This window comes from Mucilaginibacter gotjawali, assembly GCF_002355435.1.
GTDB lineage: Bacteria > Bacteroidota > Bacteroidia > Sphingobacteriales > Sphingobacteriaceae > Mucilaginibacter > Mucilaginibacter gotjawali.
Genome location: NZ_AP017313.1, coordinates 865,666 through 887,880 on the forward strand (window position 1 = coordinate 865,666; position 22,215 = coordinate 887,880).

Annotated in this window: 16 protein-coding genes; 7 read left to right on the forward strand and 9 right to left on the reverse strand. The window is 45.0% G+C overall.

From position 1 onward, the window contains the following. Positions 1-12: 12 nt before the first annotated feature. The 4 genes from MgSA37_RS03940 to MgSA37_RS03955 form a co-directional block, all read right to left on the reverse strand. Positions 13-2,727 (reverse strand): phosphoesterase, encoded by a 2,715-nt coding sequence (locus MgSA37_RS03940; protein ID WP_096349948.1) that lies wholly within the window; start codon positions 2,725-2,727, stop codon positions 13-15. A 195-nt stretch (positions 2,728-2,922) separates the two neighbouring features. Next, positions 2,923-4,500 carry a SusD/RagB family nutrient-binding outer membrane lipoprotein gene (locus tag MgSA37_RS03945; RefSeq protein ID WP_096349949.1) on the reverse strand — a complete coding sequence of 526 codons (1,578 nt, stop codon included), beginning with the start codon at positions 4,498-4,500 and terminating at the stop codon, positions 2,923-2,925. Between the two features lie 19 nt (positions 4,501-4,519). Next, complete coding sequence (locus MgSA37_RS03950; RefSeq protein WP_096349950.1) at positions 4,520-7,819, reverse strand: SusC/RagA family TonB-linked outer membrane protein; 3,300 nt, start codon at positions 7,817-7,819, stop codon at positions 4,520-4,522. Positions 7,820-8,097: 278 nt separating this feature from the next. Then, entirely contained in the window at positions 8,098-8,688 is a 591-nt protein-coding gene (locus MgSA37_RS03955) for a phosphonate degradation HD-domain oxygenase (RefSeq protein ID WP_096349951.1), read from the reverse strand. Positions 8,689-8,854: 166 nt separating this feature from the next. Here MgSA37_RS03955 and MgSA37_RS03960 point away from each other — a divergent pair, with 166 nt between their 5' ends. The 4 genes from MgSA37_RS03960 (at position 8,855) to MgSA37_RS03975 (ending at position 12,802) form a co-directional block, all read left to right on the forward strand. After that, a complete protein-coding gene (locus tag MgSA37_RS03960) occupies positions 8,855-9,433 on the forward strand; it encodes a helix-turn-helix domain-containing protein (RefSeq protein ID WP_096349952.1) in 579 nt (192 codons plus the stop codon). Between the two features lie 276 nt (positions 9,434-9,709). After that, entirely contained in the window at positions 9,710-12,148 is a 2,439-nt protein-coding gene (locus tag MgSA37_RS03965) for a bifunctional YncE family protein/alkaline phosphatase family protein (RefSeq protein ID WP_096349953.1), read from the forward strand. Between the two features lie 126 nt (positions 12,149-12,274). Further along, positions 12,275-12,475 (forward strand): hypothetical protein, encoded by a 201-nt coding sequence (locus MgSA37_RS03970; RefSeq protein ID WP_096349954.1) that lies wholly within the window; start codon positions 12,275-12,277, stop codon positions 12,473-12,475. Between the two features lie 69 nt (positions 12,476-12,544). Continuing rightward, a complete protein-coding gene (locus MgSA37_RS03975; protein WP_096349955.1) occupies positions 12,545-12,802 on the forward strand; it encodes a DUF2683 family protein in 258 nt (85 codons plus the stop codon). 306 nt (positions 12,803-13,108) lie between these two features. Here the strand turns inward: MgSA37_RS03975 and MgSA37_RS29505 are convergent, their stop codons facing one another. Then, positions 13,109-14,770, reverse strand: a complete 1,662-nt coding sequence (locus MgSA37_RS29505; protein ID WP_096349956.1) for a response regulator — start codon at positions 14,768-14,770, stop codon at positions 13,109-13,111. Between the two features lie 113 nt (positions 14,771-14,883). Then, on the reverse strand, positions 14,884-16,284 hold the full coding sequence (locus MgSA37_RS03985) for a sensor histidine kinase (protein ID WP_096349957.1): 1,401 nt from the start codon (positions 16,282-16,284) through the stop codon (positions 14,884-14,886). Positions 16,285-16,471: 187 nt separating this feature from the next. On the opposite strand from MgSA37_RS03985, the gene MgSA37_RS03990 reads away from it, so the two are divergent. Further along, positions 16,472-16,759 carry a GNAT family N-acetyltransferase gene (locus MgSA37_RS03990; protein ID WP_096349958.1) on the forward strand — a complete coding sequence of 96 codons (288 nt, stop codon included), beginning with the start codon at positions 16,472-16,474 and terminating at the stop codon, positions 16,757-16,759. A gap of 291 nt (positions 16,760-17,050) precedes the next feature. Beyond that, positions 17,051-17,695, forward strand: a complete 645-nt coding sequence (locus tag MgSA37_RS03995) for a (4Fe-4S)-binding protein (RefSeq protein ID WP_096349959.1) — start codon at positions 17,051-17,053, stop codon at positions 17,693-17,695. Positions 17,696-17,711: 16 nt separating this feature from the next. Here MgSA37_RS03995 and MgSA37_RS04000 read toward each other — a convergent pair whose 3' ends face one another. The 3 genes from MgSA37_RS04000 to MgSA37_RS04010 form a co-directional block, all read right to left on the reverse strand. Beyond that, positions 17,712-18,116 carry a hypothetical protein gene (locus MgSA37_RS04000; RefSeq protein ID WP_096349960.1) on the reverse strand — a complete coding sequence of 135 codons (405 nt, stop codon included), beginning with the start codon at positions 18,114-18,116 and terminating at the stop codon, positions 17,712-17,714. Further along, positions 18,117-18,431 (reverse strand): hypothetical protein, encoded by a 315-nt coding sequence (locus MgSA37_RS04005; protein ID WP_096349961.1) that lies wholly within the window; start codon positions 18,429-18,431, stop codon positions 18,117-18,119. Positions 18,432-18,536: 105 nt separating this feature from the next. Continuing rightward, entirely contained in the window at positions 18,537-19,256 is a 720-nt protein-coding gene (locus tag MgSA37_RS04010; protein ID WP_096349962.1) for a class I SAM-dependent methyltransferase, read from the reverse strand. A 352-nt stretch (positions 19,257-19,608) separates the two neighbouring features. Between MgSA37_RS04010 and MgSA37_RS04015 the strand changes: the two genes are divergently transcribed. Further along, positions 19,609-22,200, forward strand: a complete 2,592-nt coding sequence (locus MgSA37_RS04015) for a glycoside hydrolase family 3 N-terminal domain-containing protein (protein WP_157750414.1) — start codon at positions 19,609-19,611, stop codon at positions 22,198-22,200. The last annotated feature ends 15 nt before the right edge of the window (positions 22,201-22,215 follow it).

Genomic DNA, 22,215 nt, shown 5'->3' on the forward strand with positions numbered 1-22,215 from the left:
TAATTGCCGTTATCAGTTTTTGTCGTCTTTATTGCGCTCGCTGCGCTCATGTTCTTCGTCATCCATGTCCGGGCCTTTCTCAATTTTACGCCAGTCTATTACATTATGGTATCTCGCCATCGCTTTTTGCGGGTCGAAGATCCTGGTATCGCTCCTCAGGAAGGAGTAAGGCGTAAAGTCGGGCTTATCGGTAAAAAAGTCGGTGAGCAGCGTTCCGGTGGCATCATATTGGTTCACATAGGGGACGTCGAGGATATTGTAAATGGTTTTCAATATCGCCCCAAAGTTGGCATGGGTATGGCTTACGTAACCCTTTTTTACATAAGGGCCGGCCATCATTAAAATTGAACGATGGGCATCGATGTGGTCAACACCGCCCTGCGGGTCATCCTCGGTGATGATCACCAGCATATTCTTCCAGTATTTGGTACGCGAAAGAAAATGCAGGATCCGCCCAACCGCAAGGTCATTATCGGCTACGTACGATTGTTTCATCGGGTAGCCGTCTTTCGCTCTTGGGTCGGCTGTATGGTCATTGGGTACCTGCATAGTAATCAGCGCCGGCATTGTTTGTTTGCCCCTGATCCACATTTTGGTAAATTCACTTTCAAACTGATCCATCCGGAACTGATCGGGAATGTTGGTGTTAAAACCGGCATAATTATGGCTGGTACGCGGATACAAAGCTTTTTGCATCGGCACCATTACCAAATGCCCGGAGCCGGTTAAAGTATCGGTCCAGATCTCGCGGTTATGGGCGGTTTCATTACCCTCGCCAAAATTGTAAAAATTAACGTGGCTGCGTTCCATAGCTTCCCATAAACCACCGCGCTCAGCGTAGTCTTCAGGGTCCATGCTTCCTGTTGAGCCGGGAAAGCGCCGTCCGGGTGCGTCCGAAAATAATTTTGCTGTTTTATCAACATTTGAGTTGGCTTCTACCCATTCATTCGGTATAACACCCAGCATCCAATGATGCCCGTGGATGGAGGCATCGCTGTCGCAATAGTAATTATCCGAAAAGGCAAATTGCTGTGCAGCTTTAATGTGGTTGGGCGCAACATTAAGCCCCGGTAATTTAACGCGCAGTGCATCAGGCAGGGTGTATTCGCAGTGTACGCCAAACCTTGCCAGTGTACTATCGCCATTTGCATTTTTTAGCTGGCCCAAAACTTCATCGTAGGTCCTGTTCTCTTTAGTAATATAAACGATGTATTTTATTGGCGTAGCTGTCGCACCCGGTAGGGCGGGTAAAGGGTTTTTGGGATCGATGTCAACCTTCTTTGTCAAAAAGGTATTGCCGATTACCTGGCTGGTATAGCCTGCAAGCCGGTGTGCATCAGGCACCGGCAGCTTTTGGAAAAGGCCAAGCTGGATATCACCGATATAGGTTCCCTGCGGGGGGCGTACAAAGCCTTTGCCACCATTTGGGCCCGCGCCAAAGCCCCGGCAGGAGGTAATATACAGTTCTTTTTCATCGGCTGATAGTTTTACCCTGGATGGCCCCCAGCCGGTGGGGATCAAGCCTGTAGTTGTTTTTGATGGTACGTCAATTACCGCTACGGCATTGAAGCCCAGCAAGGCAACATACAGTGTCTTCTCATCTTTGCTTAAACAAATACCGAATGGAAGCAAACCACGGTAATGGTCTATCCTGTTATCGACACGGATGGGTATTTCGCCTAATATTTTGTTGTTTTTATAGTCGATAATGGATATATTATCATTGGTGGCATTGGTCACGTAGGCGTATTGCGTGCCTACGGCAATGGAATTCGGGCTGGCGCCGCCCACTACTTCAGCCCCCTCAATCATTTGCCCTACCTGGTAGCCGGTTTTAAACTTATTGATCACTTTATTGGCGCCCAGGTCGATAGTGAAAACGCTCATCGCTTCGGGCGACAGCGGGCTTCCAACGCCGGGAATTTTCCTCCCCTCAACAACGGTCCCTTCAATCGATTCTTTGGTGTCATTTCCGTATGGATGATGGGAGATCATAATGGAGTCGGCATTTTGAGGGGTTGCGCCCGTTATCAGCGGGTATGAATACATACCCACATTGGCAACAAAAGCGGTTTTTTTATCCGGACTTAGTGACAGCCCGAACGGCTGCCTTCCGGCAGGAATGGATGCTGTAATAGTTTTAGTTGCAAGGCTAAAACGCACCAGCCTGAAATTGCCGCGGTCAAGCACCAGTAGCTCATTGTTACCGGCATTCAGCAGCAGGTCAGATGTAAAACTGTCCTGGTAATCCTTGCCGCCAACTTTTCCATTGAGCGATAGTGAATCTGTTCGCTGCAGCTTTTCGGTATCGTAAACCATAATTGCGCCATCGTCGCCTCCGCTCAGGTAAACAGTTTTTGAATCAGGTGCAAAAGCCACGCCCAAAAATGAGCCATCAAGTATGGGCGAGACAATTTTTTTGTCGTAGGAGGGAACCCTAACGGCATCCATCGTAGCAAGGTCGATCAGTGTAATAACCCCATTGTGCAGCGTTACGGCTTTTTTTCCGTCAGGTGAGATGGACAGCCCGAATGGATCATGTGTGATACGGACAAAATCGCCGGCCGGCGTAACAAACCTGCCACTTGGCAGTACCGATGTTCCATGTGGGGTAATGATACAATATTTATCTGTACCGGGTACCTCTAATATCGAGACCTGTTTTTGTGCATAACTTTGACAGATTGCACAGGTAACCAGAAACATGGAAAAAAATAACTTTTTCATAGCGTTGGTGAATTATGTATTAAAAAAGTATGGGGGCCTTTAAGTAAATAAAAGCGCCGTTTAATTTTTGGATGCACTTAAAGGACCGTTTATCATTGACTTTTATTCAAAATACTAAAAATAAAATAAAGGCGGGATGTTATTCCCGCCTTCGCCAATTAATTAATTAATCCTCAATAATTAAAAAAAAGAACTTTATTTTAACACCCACATTGTGCCGTTTATGTCGTCGTTTCCTCCGTATTGGCTGGCTAAAGCAGCATTGTAGTTTGCGGTATTAGCCGATTGTTCAGACGAAGGGTATTGGAAACGCAAGGCAATCCGCTGTCCGTTACCGGTACCCGGTCCTGTTGTAAACGCTGGTACACCAGTTCTGCGGAACTGAAAATAGGCTTCCAAACCTGAGTGGCGGAATAACGCCAGGTATTTTTGCTGCAGGATTTGGGTTAAGCCGGTTGTGCTGCCAGCATATTTTACCGCCGGTTGCCCATAATAAGTGTTCCAGTTGGTGTTGATTAAATAAGTATCATAATTTGATATACTGGCAACACCTGTTGAACCCGGCTTGTAAAAATAGGCGGTAAATGAGCCTGTTGCCGGGATACTGTAAGATGCCATAGAGGCCTGTATGCCAGCGATATAATAGGATTCGGCATTCCCGGTGGCCCAGCCGCGGTTGATCCCTTCGGCGATGTTGAACATCAATTCAGGGTACCCGATCTGTACGCTTGGCTCGCCGGTATAGGTTGAGTAATAGCGGTGGCGGTTAAGGAATGAATAATCCTGTGCGTTTGCGTTGGCATACATGATACCAAGGTCAAGGCCCGGATCCGCTCCAACAAAGGACGCAAAATCGGTTGGGCTCTGGTGAAGATCATCTACCAAATGACGCGCAGGTTCAGCAACAGCATAAACCCTTGGATCCTGGAAGGTGGTCAGCAATTTGATATAGGTTTGCGACGAGTTTTGCCTGGAACCATTTTGCCCGAAATTATCAGGCGTTTGCGGATAATAGTTATTCGGCCCAACAAAAATGAATTGCAGGTTATCAGATGAACTTGCCATTAATGGATATTTTGCCGGATTGCTAACGATGCCTGCAAATTGTGCCGGGACATTTAAGTCGGCATCGGCAGCTTGTTTGCTCAATTCCAGCAATAAACGGATATGGAAAGCATTAACCGCCTTTTGCCATTGAGACAGACTGCCACTGTAGAAGAAATCGCCGGCTAATGAACTGTTTCCGGAAGCGATCAGGGCGGTCATATCCGAGTTTGCACTTTCCAGCCAGGCTAATGACTGGATCATTACTGCTTTTTGTGTGTCATATTTTGGAGAAAGGTTACTCAAACCCTGTAAAGCCTGGGTCATCGGGATATCACCCTCCTCGAGACTCATTTTACTAAAGAAGTAGGCTCTGAAAAATTTACCGATAGCGCTGTAAGGGTTTACGGCCGGCGAACCTGCTTTTTCTGCTTGCTGCTCCATTAATATCACATTTTTAAGCGTGGTATAATAATTGTCGCCCGAGCCAAAATTATACTGATTGTTGCCATAATAGTTATAGTTATAGATATAATACTGGTCGTAAATTTCCGGCGAGTTATCCGGAAAATCCACCATATTATATTCTATACCGTTCAGTAACAACGAGGCTGGTACGCTCGTCGGAACGTTGTTATTTATCGAGTCAGCAAGAAATGTTTTCTTACAGCTGCTTACCGTAAGTGCTAAAAGCACCGGCATTAAACAAATTTTTATTAATTTTTTCATGATCTTTATCCAATTTAAATTAGAATGAAAGTTTTATGTTCAGGCCATAACTGCGAACCGACGGCGACTGTAAGCCTGTGCCTCCTGCCGAAGAGTTTGCGTATTGATCCAGGTCAACGTCTTTAAATTCCGGATTTTTGTAGAAGTACAATAAGTTGCGACCGTAAATGGTAAGCGAAGCCTTAGTGATAAAGGTGTTCTGCAACCAACGTTTCGGTAAATCGTAATCCAAAGTTACTTCCCTTAGTTTAGCATAGGTTTTGCTCATCAGGTTGGCTTCAGTTACACCATAATATTCGCTGGCAAATTCCTGTACAAAAACCGGCGTGGTATTAGTGCCATATTGCAATGCGCTATAATTTAATACTTTACCGGTATGTGAATCATAGTTTGGCGCTACACCGTTAGATATAACTACCCCCGGGGCAACGTAGCTGCCGGTATAGTTTGGATTGGGAGTGATATTGTTTAGCGGGAAATTTTTCCAGTCCTGGTAGCGTGCCGCACCTAATGCACCTTCGGCGGTTAAGGCATTTGCACCACCGCGCATTGTTTTATTGTGCATATAATCTGAAATAACGCCACCCACAGCACCATCAAACTGGAAGCCCAGGCTTACGCTTTTGTAATGAAATTTGTTATAGAATGACCAGTTAAAATCAGGTGTGGCATGTCCCAGGTTTTGAGCTACCGGGTTTACCAATGCTTCACCGTTTGAGCCAAAGATAATTTGTCCTGTTGGCGTTCTAACAAACGCTGAACCGTAAACAGCGTCAGTTCTGTCACCCTGGTGGAAGAAGGTGTTATAGGTTGACTGTCCCGGAGGCAACTGATCAAATATTTGCTTGTAAGTAGAGAAGTTGGCCAAAACATCCCAGCCAAAACCGCCAAGATCCTTTATTGGAGTACCTGTTACGCTCAATTCATAACCGGTTGTTTTGGTTTTCAAAGCGTTAATATATTCGATTGTATATCCGGATGCGGTTGAAATTGCGTTGGCCAATATTTGTGGACCGTCAATGTACTGGAAGGCTGTACCACTTAGTCCTAAACGGTTTTGCAAAAATTTGATGTCGAAACCTTCTTCGTAGTTAACACGCGTTGAAGTTTTGATACCGTTAGCATACAAATTGTCGGGGCCGTAACCTGCCGTTTGGCTGTTATAAGGCTTAGCCGTTGAATAGGAAGTATTTAAGGCATAAGTTGGGCCATTGTAAGGGGAGTTATAGGTACTGCCGTAGCCCAATGGGTTGTCAAATAACGATGGGCCTGTACTGCCACCAAATGCGGTGATTGAACTATATGGAGCAGGGCCAATGGTTGGGCTGGTGGCATCACTGCGGATATTGGCATAGGAGGCCCTGGCTTTGAGGAAGGTGATGAAATCAGGCATTTTAATATAATCCGAGATCACGGTAGCAAGTGATAAACTTGGATATAAATAAGTTGTAGGTTGCTGAAATGCCGATGAGTATTCATTACGGATAGTACCTGATAAAGTAGCATATTTGCCGAAAGAAGCATCTAATGAAGCGAATTCGCTTAACTGCAGTTGCGCTGAATTAAAACTGGTGGCCTGCAGGGCATTTTCTGAGTTGCTGAATGAGTAAACACCCGGTACATTCAGGTAGTTGGTAGATACCCAGCTGGAGTTGTATTTAAAGCTGCGCAGATTGCTGCCCACCAAACCTGATAAGTTAAGGAATTTTGCTACGGTATAATTGTAGTTTAATGTTAACAGGGTATTGTTGTCAAACAGGTCGCGGCGATCCTCACGGTAATCACCCATGTTGCCTTCACGTCCGTAAGGGTGTGCCGAATATGGCATATCTTCCGTCCGTAACAGGTTATAGGTACTGATCTGTGATTTTAATGCAACATTCAGGTTATCATTCAATTTATAAGTACCACCCAGGTAACCGTAAACATCGTTTTTGTGATGACCGCGGGTCCAGATCTTTGTCAGGAAATAAGGGTTATGGTAACGGGTATATTCTTCAAATTCCGAAGCTACACCAACTTTACCCGGCTGCCAGATGGCTTTAATGTCAGGCGAGTTAACGCTCCAGTCAGCGCCTGTCCAAATCGCCATGTTGTAAATGATAGAGTTAGGGCCGTATTGAACATCCGGAAAATCATCTGTGCTCTGGCGGTTAAAGTCAAGGCTTGCTTCAAATTTTAAGCGGGAAGACGCATTAAAGGAAGCATAAACGTTTGCGTTGGCAATATCAAGGTACTGCGAAGGAATGTAACTTTGCTGATGTTCCTGCGAAGCTGAAAACCTGATGTTGTAATTATCGCCATTGGCAGTTATCGCAACATCATTATTGGTTTGATAACCTGTTTGTAAAAAATTGGCCAGGTTATTTGCACCGAGGGCTGTCCACGGCGTACCCTGGCGAACGCCGTTGACAACTGGGCTGTCATATTGCGGGATCAACTGACCATTAAAATATGGCCCCCAGATATCGTAATCACTATCTACGCCGCCGGGTGCGCCGCCTTTACCGTCAACAAATTCATAAAAAGTGTTTTCGCCCGGGCCGAAGGAATGCTGTACCCGCGGAAATGCGATGAACCCTTTATTTAACACGGTGCTGCTGTTGATATCAACAGTAATACCTTTTTTGTTTTTATCGCCTTTTTTGGTGGTGATAATGATGGCGCCAAACTGCGCGCGGCTGCCGTAAAGCGCTGCTGCCGCAGGTCCTTTTAATACGGTATACGTTTCGATGTCATCAGGGCTGATATCATAAGTATCAGAGTTGAACGGTAATCCGTCAATAATGAACAATGAAACGGTATTACCGCGAATAGTTACGTTTGGTACGCCTAAAATTTCTGAAGTGGCGCCTACCTGCAAACCGGCAACTTTACCGATCAACCCGTTAATTGGGTTGGGGTCGCGGGCCGTGGTCAGATCGTCGCCATTAACTGATTGGGTTGCGTAACCGATGCGCCTGGTTTCTTTTTTAACACCCAGCGCGGTTACTACTACTTCATTCAACCCTTTGGCACTAACCTTAAGGGTAACATCAATAGTTGTCTGATCGGCAACTTGTACACTTAGTTCTTCGTAGCCGATAAAACTAAATTTTAATGTTTGCCCTTTATTAACAGCAATTGAATACCGGCCGTTAACATCGGTAATGCTGCCTGTTTTAGTACCAGCTACCCTTATGTTTACGCCGGGCAATGGCTGATGTGTGTCATCAGTAACTGTTCCTGAAATTTTGGTTTGCGCCATTAGTGCGTATGGCGCAACACAGAATAACAATACCGTTACTACGGTTTTGATTGTTTGGTAAATCTGTTTCATCTGTTAAAGTTTAATAGTGAAGGAAGTTGATTTTTCATTCAGCAATACTAAACTTTGTTTATTATTGATAAACAAACTCAGGATTAAGCTATATTTAAGATTAGATTTTGATAAGGTTAAGCGTTGGCTTTATTTATAACGGGAATATTACATATAACTCACACGGAGTTAATATTATATTAAAATAATATGCTTATAATTTGGGTAGATATCCGCTTAAAACCTGCTAATGCTTATCAATACCAGCGTAAAGCCCGTTTTTGCGGTAAAAAGTGCTGCTATACCTTGTTGGCAGCCCGGTTGGTTAAATGGTCAAGCGCAAGCATTTTAAGGTGCCCGATATTGTTAACCGCTACATCTGTTTCTTTTGCCATATCATCCCAGTAACGCAAACGGATGATCAGGTCAAGATCTGGCTTTTGTTCAAATGCTGCTGCTTCTTCCGGGCTCATCATCCCTCCCTGGAATTCCAGTGTTACTTTACTGGCGGGCGAAAGTTTGTTATAATATTCGGCATATCTGTAAGTAAGGTAACGCTTGGCAATAACATGTGCCTGCACCAATTCGGCTATCCGTTCTGAAAAGCCATGTGCTAAAAGGTAATCAGCACCCAATTTTTCATGATCCATATTACCCATTCCGTCCATGCTTTCAGTTTGTCCCGCTCCGGCGCATAAATGGCCAATGTCGTGAAAAAATGCCGCCAGGATCACTTCATCGTCGTACCCTTCTTCTTCAGCAAGCCGGGCCGCCTGCGACATATGTTCCAGTTGCGAAACCGGCTCCCCGATGTAATCTTCATCACCATGCTTTTCATAAAGAGAAAAAACTTCGTTAACAACAGCTTCAGGGTTGATGGTTGGGCTCATAAAATATATTTTGCGCAAATTAAACTATTGAATGTTATTTAATTATTAAAAAATCATTCACGTTTAAGTCAGTCAAGTCAAACCTTTTTAACTATAATTAACAAAAATATTGCATTGCGACATTTACTAATTTGTTTATTTTGCGGCCATAACCTATTGTCGATAAATGGAAGAAGATGTTCTGATACAGATCAGCAACCGCATTAAAGAGCGGCGGCGCGAAAAAAACATTACCGTGCAGGAACTGGCTACCAGGGCCAACGTTAGCAAGGGCCTTATTTCGCAGATTGAAAACAGCCGTACCATCCCTTCCTTACTGGTACTGATTGAAATTATTAAGGCGCTCGAGATCGATCTGAATGAGTTTTTTAAAGATATCCGCTCGCGCACTGCGGACCTGCCCGTTGTTATTAAACGTAAAAGCGAATACGATCATTTCGAGAAGGAACATGCCAGTGGCTTTCATTACCAGCGGATATTTACGCAATCCATCACCCAGTCAACCATAGATATTGTTATCCTGACGCTGGAACCTGATGCCATACGCCCCCTGGTTGAAACGGATGCATTTGAATATAAATATGTATTATCCGGAAAGATAGAATACCAGTTTAAAGAAGAAAAAATCATTTTAAACCAGGGAGATTCCATGCTTTTTGACGGGCGCATGCCCCATACGCCCATCAACCTGGGCACTACAGAAGCAAGCATGCTGGTGATTTATTTTTTTGAAGAGAAGAAATGATTTTGATTTGAAGATTTGACAATTTGCTAATTTGAAAATGGGAATGAATTCGTTTTTCATGATTTTCAAATGCACAAATCGGCACATTTTCAAATTGCCACATCTTCAGATGTCAAATTGGATATCATTTTCAAATTGTCACATCTTCAAATTTTCAAATTAGTGCGATCATTTTCAAATTACCACATCTTCAAATCTTCAAAATAACATTAAGTTTTTGTTAACCGGTAACGTCGTTCAAAAGCAATTGCTACTTTTGATCATCAATTTATCGCTATGAGACTAAAACTGCAACCGCTGCTCGTCGCCGCTATTTGTTTAACCGCTTCTTTTGCTTACGCCCAATTGCCGGGGAAGATCCGGAAGACCGGGCAGGTTTTGCTGCCTAACGGCTGGAAACTTAGCCCGGCCGGGCGTGCTTTGCAACTGGGAGATCTGCCCCTTAATATGCAGTTATCTCCGTCAGGTAAATTACTGGCGGTTACCAACAACGGCGAAAGCACACAGTCCATTCAATTGATCGACCCAAAAACCGAAAAACAGCTGGATGAAAGAATTGTTGGCAAAGCCTGGTACGGGCTGGCATTCAGCAATGATGAAAAAATGCTGTATGCCGGTGGCGGCAATGATAACTGGATCATGGCATTTCATATCCAGAATAATAAAATTGGCAAGGCAGATACCATAAAGCTGGGTAAACCCTGGCCGGATAATAAAATATGCACCACAGGCATCGCTGTAAATAAGGCCAATACCCGCCTTTACACCGTAACTAAAGAGGATAGTGCATTATACGTAATAGACCCCGCGAGCCGTAAAATTGTTAAACGGGTAAAGCTGGCGGCCGAGGCCTATAGCTGTATCCTTTCGCCTGACGAGGCAACTTTGTATATTTCTATCTGGGGTGGATCGGAAGTTACCTGTTATAATACCCATACCGGAAGTATGACTGGTATTGCTGCCGGCAGTCACCCGAATGAACTGCTGTTAAATAAAACAGGCAAAATACTATTTGTGGCCAACGCGAATGATAATTCGGTTTCGGTAATTAACACCCTAACAAAAAAGACGATAGAAGTAATATCGACAGCGCTTTACCCCACCAGATTAACCGGTTCAACCAGTAATGGGCTGGCGCTGTCTGCCGATCAGAAAACATTGTATATTGCCAACGCCGATAACAATTGCCTGGCCGTTTTTGATGTAAGCCAACCCGGCAGCAGCCATAGTTTAGGCTTTATCCCCGTAGGCTGGTACCCAACTTACGTGCGTACTTTGGGCAACAAAATATTGGTGGCTAACGGCAAGGGTTTTACCAGTATGGCAAATCCTGAGGGGCCGCAGCCTGTTAAAAAAGCTGACAACAGCGGTTACAAAAAAGCGCCTACCTCAAGGGGCGAACAATACATCGGCGGTTTGTTTAAAGGCACGCTGTCATTTATTGATGCGCCGAAGGGCGATCAGCTAAAAAAATACACCCGGGAAGTATACGCCAATACCCCTTTTAATAATAAGGTATCAGCATTTGCGGCCGGTATCGAGGGCAACCCGATACCCCGGAAAAGCGGACAGGCATCACCCATAAAACATGTATTTTACATTATTAAAGAAAACCGCACTTATGACCAGGTTTTGGGCGATGTACCGCAGGGAAACGGTGATACTTCGTTATGCATTTTTGGCGAAAAGGTTACCCCCAACGAACATGCCCTGGTAAATAATTTTGTTTTGCTGGATAATTTTTATGTAGATGCCGAGGTAAGTGCCGATGGACATAACTGGAGTACTGCTGCATACGCCACCGATTTTATTGAAAAAACCTGGCCCACCAGTTACGGTGGCCGGGGCGGTAACTACGATTCAGAAGGCACGCGCAAAATTGGCGACCCGCGCGACGGTTATATCTGGGATTATTGCAAGAGGGCAGGGGTAAGCTACCGTACCTACGGCGAATTTGCCGACGACTATAAGCCCAATATTAAATCACTTATTGGCCATTACTGTGTTAAAGCGCCAAGCTTTGATCTCGACATTACCGACCGCTACCGTGAGCAGGTATGGGCGCATGATTTTGACTCGCTGGTTAAAATCAATAAAGTACCGCAATTAAGCACTATCCGTATTTCCAACGATCATACCAGCGGGCAGCAAAAGGGCGCCATCTCGCCGATTGCCGCTGTTGCCGATAACGACCAGGGCGTTGGATTGTTAATTGAGCATTTATCCCAAAGCCCGATCTGGAAAGAATCGGTAGTGTTTGTGTTGGAAGATGATGCCCAAAACGGCCCTGATCATATTGATGCGCACCGGTCGCCGGTTTACCTGGCCGGGGCTTATGTTAAGCGCAATGCCGTTATCCATAATATGTATTCAACATCCGGCGTATTGCGCACTATCGAACTGATATTGAACCTGCCGCCCATGAGCCAGTACGACGCTGCAGCCGTACCGCTTTTTGAGTGTTTCAATGATCAACCCGACTTATCGCCCTACAAAGCCATACCGGCCCAGGTTAACCTGGAACAACGTAATGTGGCGGATAACCAAAGCAGTAAACGTTCGCAATTTTTTAATCTCGCGAAAGAAGATGCCGTTCCGGACCTCGACCTGAATGATGTGATCTGGAAATATGTAAAAGGTGAAAGCGCCGTTTTACCCGCGCCAAAACGCAGCGCCTTTGTGATTTTGGAAAAGAAAAAGAAGGATGATGATTGATTAAAATAAGGCTTGCAGATTGATTTAAAGCTACTTATTCATACATTTAAGCCACCTGACAAGTGGCTTTTTTGTTAAACTTAAAAACGCTATCAAAAAACGGTTTGGCTGTAAAAATAACATAATATGAATTCATGGAAAGTATTTAGGGTTATTGCTGGTGCATTTTTTATAATTATTGGAGTTCTTTTATTTGTTTTTTTACGAGAATTGAATGACCCGGAAGTAGAAGGAGATTCAGGAAGGATCGGTTTAGGTTCATATTTAATATCCCTTATTCTTATAATAATTGGGGTAATTATTCTATTTATTCCAAAAAAACAATAAAAAGTCAAACCGAGACTTTACCAAAATATCCATAGATCGCTTTTAAATTTTAATTAAATAAATTTGTTTATGGAAACATTGATCATGCATCCCCCAAATAAAGAGCATACACAGGCTCTAAAGGCCATTGCCAAAGCATGGAAAATAAGGGTTGAAACAAGCCCCTATGATCCCGCTTTTGTCGCGATGGTAAAAAAAGCTGAGAAAAGAGGAAATTACAAAGAACTTGATCCTAATAATATAGGGCGCAATTCAAATTGTCGCCTATATCCTGTTTGTTTGCCTCGCTTATCCGACCTGCGGAATTTGGCTAAAGCCATACCTTGACGCTCCTTTGTCCGTCGGTTAAAACCGACGGCAATAATGAAAGGTGTAATTAATTGCCGTCCCTTTTAAGGGACGGGTCAGTAACCGCCAGGCTATGGGCTTTAGCCAAAATTAGCTGGTTAGCGACAATTTGAATTGCACCCGATAATATATGGGGCAGTTTATAAATCCTTTATATTCTAAAAAACGAGGGGTGTCACCCTGAGCCTGTCGAAGGGCGCGCGTAAAGGCCCTCGCCCGCATGCTTCCCTTCGTTAAACTCAGGGCAAGCTCACCTCAGCATGACACCCCTGTTTCCTTTATTATCTACACCTCCGCCAGATACTTATGCACAAAGCTGATCGCCATCGAACCTTCACCAACGGCAGAGGCAACGCGGTTCATCGCCCCGGAGCGTACATCGCCGGCGGCAAAGATACCTTTGCAGCTGGTTTCCAGTAAAAACGGGTCACGGTTCATTTTCCATATTTTGGCAAAATTATCATACCGCCTTAGTTCGCGACCGGTTTCTATAAAGCCCTTTTCGTCGCGGATAATATCCAGCTTTATCCAGTCGGTATAGGGTTTGGCGCCGATAAATACATACAGCGCAACAGCCTCTTTAGTAACGGTCTCTTTTGTCTTCACATTGATGAGCGTTAGTTTTTCAAGGCAATTGATACCATGGGCTTCCGTTATTTCCGTATCGGTAATCACCTGGATGTTCGGGATATTCTCAATCTGTGTGATCAGGTAAGCCGACATGGTGTAACTTAAACTATCCCGCCGGATAATAATGGAAACCTGTTTTGCAAATTTTGACAGGTATACTGCCGACTGCCCGGCAGAATTCCCCCCGCCGATGATAAACACATCTTTGTCTTTACAGGCGGAAGCTTCCGTCATCGCGGCACCGTAATAAACGCCGGCGCCGGTAAAATGCTCAATGCCTTTCACTTCCAGCTTCCGGTAATCTACCCCGGTAGTAATGATTACCGTGCGGCTGATGATCTCGGGCCCGTCTTCCAGGATGATGGTTTTATAACCATCTTTTTGGGTGATATCGCTTACCGATTGCGGCGATAAAAACTCGGCGCCTAAACGCAATGCCTGGCTGATGGCGCGCCGGGTTAAATCAGCGCCGCTAAGGCCCGCCGGGAAACCAAGGTAATTCTCGATCCGGGAACTTGAACCTGCCTGTCCGCCGGGTGCTTTTCGCTCTATTAACAACGTTTTTAATCCTTCGGAAGCACCGTAAACTGCGGCGGCCAGCCCGGCTGGTCCTGCGCCTACAATCACCACATCATAAATTTCGTTGGTAATCTGCGGGTTTTTACCCACCTTTTCGGCAATCTGCCGGATGGTTGGCTGGCATTCGTAGCTGCCGTCTTCATAAACAATTAAAGGCAGTTTATCCTCACTGATTTTGTTAAGCGCTAATTTTTGCCTTGCTTCCGGGTTCTTATCCACGTCAAACCACCGGTAGGGAATCAGGTTGCTGGCCAGGTAATCCTTGATCATATGCGATTGCGGCGAAAACTGGTAACCCACTACTTTTATGCCTTTAAACTCGGGGATATAGCTACCCTGCCAGTCGTCCAAAAGATCGTTTAAAACCGGGTATAGCTTTTCTTCGGGCGGGTCCCATGGCTTCATCAGGTAATAATCAAGGCGCACATCGTTGATCGCTTTTATCGCGGCTTCCGTATCAGAATACGCAGTAAGCAGTACCCTTTTGGCATCAGGGAATATTTTGATGGCTTTCTCCAAAAAGGCAGTACCTTCCATTTCGGGCATACGCTGGTCGCAAACAAACAGCGCCACCACATCCGAACTATTTTTCAGGTCAGTCAAAGTGTCCAGCGCTTCATTAGCCGATGTTGTACTCAGAATTTTAAACTCCTTTCCATACATCGTTCGCAGGTCGCGGCTTATCGCCCGCAGCACCTGCGGGTCATCATCTATTGAAAATATTATAGGTCGTTCCATGTTTTCTTAGTGTACAGGTAAATTTTTAAGTCTTGAGTCGAAAGTCCTAAGTCTTGAGTTGAAAACAGCAATATCTGACTTACGACTCAGGACTTAAGACTTCGGACTCAGAACTATCCGTCAATCGGGAAACAAACGATAAACTCTGTTCGCCCGGGTTCCGATTTTACTTTTATGGAGCCATTGTGCTGGTGTACTATCCGGTGCACCACCTCAAGGCCCATACCTGTGCCTTTTCCCATTTCTTTGGTAGTGAAAAACGGGTCAAATATCCGTGATTTTATTTCATCGGGTATGCCCGGGCCATCGTCAATAATATAAACCCGCACAAATTCCCTGTCTTTTTTTGTTTTTATGGTCAATGTGCCCTTGCCGTTGGGCTCCATTGCGTCCAGTGCATTGTCAATCAAATTCGTCCAAACCTGGTTCAGCTCGCCTATCATGGCATTTACCGGCGGCAGGGTTTGGTCAAATTCCTTCACCATGGTGATGTTGCCTTTCTTGATTTTATAGATCAGCATCATCAGCGTGTTTTTTATCCCGATATGGATATCTGCGTACTGCTTGTCCGATCCGCGGTCCATATGGGTAAATACCTTCACCGAGTTTACCAGGCTGGCGATGCGGTGTGATGACTCCTGGATATTTTGCACCATTCTTTCCGTAGTGAGCAAATTGCCTATCCAGTTAAAAACCGGCGAACAGGAATCCGTCGGGATATGGCTGCAAAAAGTCTCCAGGTTATCTACACCAAAACCAAAATCTACAAAATTCTCGGCAAGGTCGTACCTATTTTCAATATTTCGTTCATCAAGCCAGTCTGCAATCTCCTCTTCGCGTTTGGTCCTTTCCTTAAGGGATAGCTCGGGGTTGTCCTTAACCGCCAGTAACCTGAATAATTCATTATTCACAGCATCTATCTGTTCGCCGGTCATTTGAATGGAAATCACTTTTTTAAAGCTTACCGGTTCCATTTTTAAATGTTCCAAAAGCGACACCGAATCGCGCACAATGGCCGATGCCGGGTTATTCAGTTCATGCGCCAGGCCTGCCGACAGTTTTCCCAGCGCCATCATCTTTTCATTTTGCTGCTGCATAGCCGTAAACTCGCGCACGCGGTTACTCATTACATGTACCAGTGCCTGGGTTAATTCAAAATGGTCTTTAACCATTTCCCTGATCTTTTCTGTCGGAAACGACATGATCTGCGCCCCGCCAACTGCATGGCTGCTGGCAGTTGCTGTAACGCCGCGGGAATAGGGCAGATAGCCCGAGATATCGCCGGGGCGCATTGTGGCAATTTCGCGCCGGCTGCCATTTTGTATAATGTAAAGCACTATCCGGCCTTTGATCATAAAATGCGGCCCGGCAAGCGGTTGGCCCTGTTGGGTTAAATATTCTCCATCAGCCAGCAAGCGGTCTTTGCTTTTGTCAATGAGCCATTGCAGCTGATCATCAGGCACATTCTTTAACGCCTCAAAAGTTTTTAAAGTTGAAACGGTTACTGTTTCCATACATTTAAAAGTAAGGATTATTCTTTATTTTTACGGGAACTGAGTTTTAATTTTTAAGAAAATCCGAAAGTCCGAGTGTCCGGGAGTCCGAAAGTCGGGAAAGCCCGCATGGCGGGCGGCCAGGTCCGGAAGCTCGGAAGAAGCTGCAATTGGCGTTTCGGCAAATAACTTACGTACATACTATACAATGGAAATACAAAACAAAAACGATGGCAAACGTGGTGCTTTTTATATAGAAGACGGTGGAAAAGAGATTGCTTTAATGCACTATATTTTCTCCGGGCCGGGTAAAATGATTATCGACCATACCGAAGTTAATGATGCATATGCGGGCAAAGGTCTTGGTTTGCAGCTGGTAAAAGCCGGCGTTGCCTATGCGCGCGAAAACCATATGAAAATATTGCCGCTTTGCCCTTTTGCGAAAAAAATATTCGATATTACTCCTGCGTTTGCCGATGTGCTTTTTGGTTCATAGTTCATGGATCATAGTTCAGAACCGAATTCGGCAGATGGTGAAAATTAATGTGAGGAACAATGAAATCTTTTTTAACCCTCTTTACGCTTGCGGAAGAGAGGGTCGGAGAGCACAGCGAATCCGGGGTGAGTAGACTCGCCACCATGCATTAGCGGTAATGTCCGCAGGGTTTACTCACCCGATCATCGCTACGCTCGACCACCCTCTCTTTTGCAGGCAAAAAAGAGGGTAGCTGCAATTCTTTTGATTTCGAACAGATCGTAACCGACGAAAAATAGAAATAAAAATACAATGAAATACAAGTTTGAGCACCCCATTATTTCCCGCATCGGGACGGAAAAATATAAATGTACCGTTGAATGGCGCCACGGCAAATTTATTACGGATGAACCCGAGACCTCGGGTGGCAAAGACCTGGGACCAGATCCCTATACTTTATTGGTATCGTCCGTGGCTACCTGTACCATCACCACCCTGCGGATGTATATTGACCGTAAGGGTTGGGATATCCCCCGGATTTCAGCCTCGGTAAATATGTATTTCGAGGAAAAGGATGGCCAAAAGGTTACCGTGATTGACCGCGACCTAGATTTTTCAACGCCTGTAACGGATGAACAACGTGAGCATCTGATCCAGATAGCAAAAGCCTGCCCTATTTCAAAAATACTTGAAGGCGGGATCCGGATCCGCACATTTGCATATAGTGAAAACGAAGAAAAGGAAAAACATACCTATACAAACGATGAGATCACGGTAGCATGGAAACCTGAACTTTGCCGTCATGCCGCGCGCTGCGCAACGCAGTTGCCACAGGTTTTTAATTCCCAGGCTAAACCATGGGTTAATATGGATGGCGCCACCAGCCAGGAAATAAAGGAACAGGTAGCCAGGTGCCCGACAGGAGCGTTAAGTCTGGAAGTTAAGCCAAAAGCATAAAGACCAAAGCGAGAAGCTAGATGATGTTTTCTTTCGGACTTTCTGACTTTCCCGACTTTCGGACTTCCAACACCGGCTTGTTCATCACCCGATAAAAAAACAAACCGCCGATACAGTAAAGGAACACATCCACCCAGTCGGCGGTATAGGTTTTGGAGAGTAGCGGCAATAACCCTTCAAAAAGCGCACTGATATAAATCACCATAAAGACAACCTGCAGGGGTGACAATACATAATAATTACTTTTAATGATGAACACCCTTTGCAGCCAGAGGCCTATGCTGGTAATTACGGGCACGGCAAAAAAATCGGTGAGATAGCTGTTTAACCAGGGGACAGGGATATCAAGCACCCGGGTTGTTTTTACGATCAGCCATACCAGGCAACCGGCAATGAACCATGGGTTGAGCAATGTTTTCATCTATACGGCCATCAGGCTTAGTAACACCAGCAAACAGGTTGCAAACAGAAAAAACGCGATCTGAACATAATACACCGTCCAGCGCAATGAATTTAAACTGCTTTTATACCAACGGGTAAAAGCGCCGTCGCCGGGTTTTATAAACAGGTAATCGTTTTCTTTTAACAGCTCGCGGTTTACTTTTATTTCTACCTCGCGCGAAAAGCGCTGGGGCTCCAAAAAACCATTGCAATACAGGCAGCGGTCGTCAATATCCCCGTTCCATAAAGTCCATTCACCGCAATGCGGGCATTTTATTTCCCTTACCTGGCTCATTTATAAAATCTGCAAACCAAATATAGGCAAATAAGGGCCAGTTTGGTGACGTTAAACGTTACAAATAGCTACAGGGAGTTTGGGAATTCAACGTATTTTTTGTGCTTATTGCCTGACCAATCGCTTTAACAATGATCGCTTTTTAGGTTCAACTATGGGTTTTTCACTCTCCGTTAAATAAATAGCGCCAGTTCTCGAGGTGACAGGCTTTAGCATTTCCCGCTTTTCAATCACCAGCATGCTGTCATAGTAATGCATGGAGCTTGCCGATTTGGTAAAAGAATCGATCTCCTCTGCCTTTTTAAAATGCCAGGCGTTCAGTTTATCGATCAACTCTTTTGAATATTCGATAAAGGTACCGGGCAGTTTATAGCCACCGCCGAAATTATCCCAGTACGAGGTATGCAGGTCCTCGCACAGGTAGGTGCCGTCGGGTTTAATATGATCAAATAATTCTTCGAACGAAACGATCTGTTGCTGCATGGTATGGCCGCCATCGTCAATTAAAATATCAATCGGCGGGATATCTTTGAGCACGTTCCTTAAAAAGTTACGGTCGGATTGTGAGCCGATAAATACTTTGATGTTTTCTTCCTCTACCTGTTTACAATCAGGGTTGATATCAATGCCATAAATTTTGGCCTTGTCACCAAAGTAATGCTTCCACATTTGCAAACTGCCGCCCTGGAAGGTGCCGATCTCTAATAAAACGATTTCTTTATTCCGGTATTTGCTGAAATGGCGTTCATAAATTTCGAAGTAATGATGCCATTTATCAATTACCCGTTTGTTATTTTGTTTAAAATAGGTTTCCAGATCGTTCATGTGCTGAGTAGATTAGTCAGGGTGTTTTGCGACAAAGGGGGTACTATAAATGTATTAAAAAAATATCATGGTTTAGCCACCCTGCCGTATTTATATTACGTTACTGTTTTAAAATTTGTAACACGAATGATAAAAAATTTCGCAATTGTTTAACTTTCTTTATCGTTTTCGTCGCCCCAAACCACCTTCTTATCTATAATTCTTCCCTGCTTATCGATTCGGATTTTATGTAAATGTTTATATATTTACCTTTAATTGTGTCGATAAAACACAATGAGCCGATCGACCTCGTTATCTGTTATAAGCCTGTTTAATAACCACCAATTATTAATGTGTATTCCTGTATTTATTTATGAAGAAGAACTTTAACTCATCTCCAATTCTTTACTTTTCTGCAGCGGCAATTGTTGTGGCATCATTAGCCGGAATGTCGGCAGCCAGTCATTTTGATCCTTCGAAAAAATGGTTTTCCAGGCCTGCGGACTCCACTGGTATTGTTTTGGTAAAAAATGCCGGCGGGCCAACGCTTGGGTATTCCACCAGGTCGGGCGTAAAAATTTTAACTGTGGATGGCCTGGCATTTAAGGACCTGAACAAAAACGGCAAACTGGATAAGTATGAAGACTGGCGCCTGCCGGTTGATGAGCGTGCGAAGGACCTTGCTGCACAGCTTTCTATCGACCAGATAGCGGGGTTAATGCTGTACAGCGCACACCAGGCTATTCCGGCCATGTCGGGCGGGCCATTCGGTGCCGGCACGTATAACGGGAAAAAATTTAATGAGGGTGGTATTGATCCGGCGGACGTATCCGATCAGCAAAAAAGCTTTTTAATCAAAGATAACTTAAGGCATGTGCTGGTCACCTCGGTACAATCGCCTGCCGTGGCGGCCCGCTGGAACAATAACGTGCAGGCCCTGGTAGAAGGTTCGGGTTTTGGTATCCCGGCAAACAATAGTTCAGACCCGCGGCACAGCGCCAATACCGGTTTTGAATATACCGCCGGAGCAGGCGGAACTATTTCGCAATGGCCCGATGAACTGGGACTTGCTGCTACATTCGACCCGGCGGTAACCCGGCAATTTGGCAGCATAGCTGCGCAGGAATACCGGGCACTGGGGATAGCCACGGCTTTATCGCCGCAAATCGATTTGGGATCGGAGCCACGCTGGGCGCGGATCAACGGTACATTTGGCGAGGATCCGCAGCTCGACGCAGATATGGCAAGGGCCTATGTTGACGGTTTTCAGACCTCGGCAGGAGATGCCGAAATAAAAGATGGCTGGGGCTATAACAGCGTAAATGCCATGATGAAGCACTGGCCCAGCGGCGGCCCTGAAGAAGGGGGCCGTGACGCGCATTTTGCTTATGGCAAATTTGCCGTTTACCCGGGCAATAACTTTGATGAGCACCTGGTTGCATTTGTGGACGGTGCTTTAAAACTATCAGGCAAAACAAAAATGGTGTCGGCAGTAATGCCTTATTATACCATTTCGTACAACAGGGATAAGCAGGGCAATGCGGGCAACAGCTATAGCAAATACCTGATCACCGACCTGCTTCGTGGAAAATACGGGTACGACGGTGTGATTTGTACCGACTGGATGGTAACCGCCGACGAAGGTAAAACACCTGATACTTTTTTAGGGAAATCGTGGGGGATGGAAACGGCTACCGTTGCCCAGCGCCATTATAAAATATTAATGGCCGGGGTTGATCAGTTTGGCGGAAATAATGATGCTGGGCCGGTAATTGAAGCCTATAATATGGGGGTTAAGGAACATGGCGAAGCGTTTATGAGGGCCAGGTTTGAGCAATCGGCAGTAAGGTTGTTAAAGAATATCTTCAGGGTGGGCCTGTTTGAAAACCCATACCTTGATGTGGAACATACAAAACAAACGGTTGGCAAACCTGAATTTATGACCGCCGGCTACAATGCACAGCTGAAATCAATAGTAATGTTAAAGAACCACGATAACGTGCTGCCGCTGCAAAAGGGTAAAACCATCTACATGCCCAAAAAATACTTCCCTTCAGTAAAGGGATTTTTTGGCCCGCCATCCAAAGAAAGATGGGAAGACGCCGTACAGGCCAGCCTGATCGGTAAATATTTTAATGTAACAGATGATCCGGCCAAAGCCGATTATGCCATTGTTTTTGTGAGCAGCCCAAGCGGCGGTGCTGGTTATGATGCCGATGATCTGAAAAATGGCGGTAACGGTTATGTGCCCATCACGCTGCAATATGGTGCCTATACCGCCACTGATGCCCGCGCTCATAGTATCGCCGCCGGCGACCCGGTTGAACCCGGCATTACTAACCGCAGCTATAAAGGCAAATCTATTACGGCAGCCAACTATAACGATTTAAAAACTATCGAAGAAACTAAAAAGGCGATGAACGGCAAGCCGGTGATCGTTGCCATCACATTATCAAAACCTGCGGTATTGGCCGAATTTGAGAAAGATGCTAACGCGATAGTGGCAGGTTTCGGTGTGCAGAACCAGGCGATGCTGGATGTTTTAACCGGCGCTGCCGAACCATCAGGTTTGCTGCCATTCCAGATGCCGGCCAATATGCAAACGGTTGAAGTGCAGGATGAGGATATTCCGCATGATATGATTTGCTATACCGATGCGGATGGACATACCTACGACTTTGGCTTCGGGATGAACTGGAAAGGTGAGATCCATGACGCACGTACTGCTAAATATGTGGGGATTGTGGCGAAACCCGTGTTCCATTTAAAAGGAAATACCGTTACCTTGACATGTTCGACACCTGGAACAAAAATCTATTATACAACCAACGGTGTAATACCTGCATTTGTTGATGAATACGAATTTACAAAACCGTTCACCATCAAAAAAGGCACCACTATAAAAGCTATTGCTAAAAAATATGGTGTGGATAATAGCAGTATGGTGGTATTGGTTAAAAATTAACACTTTAAACGTTTA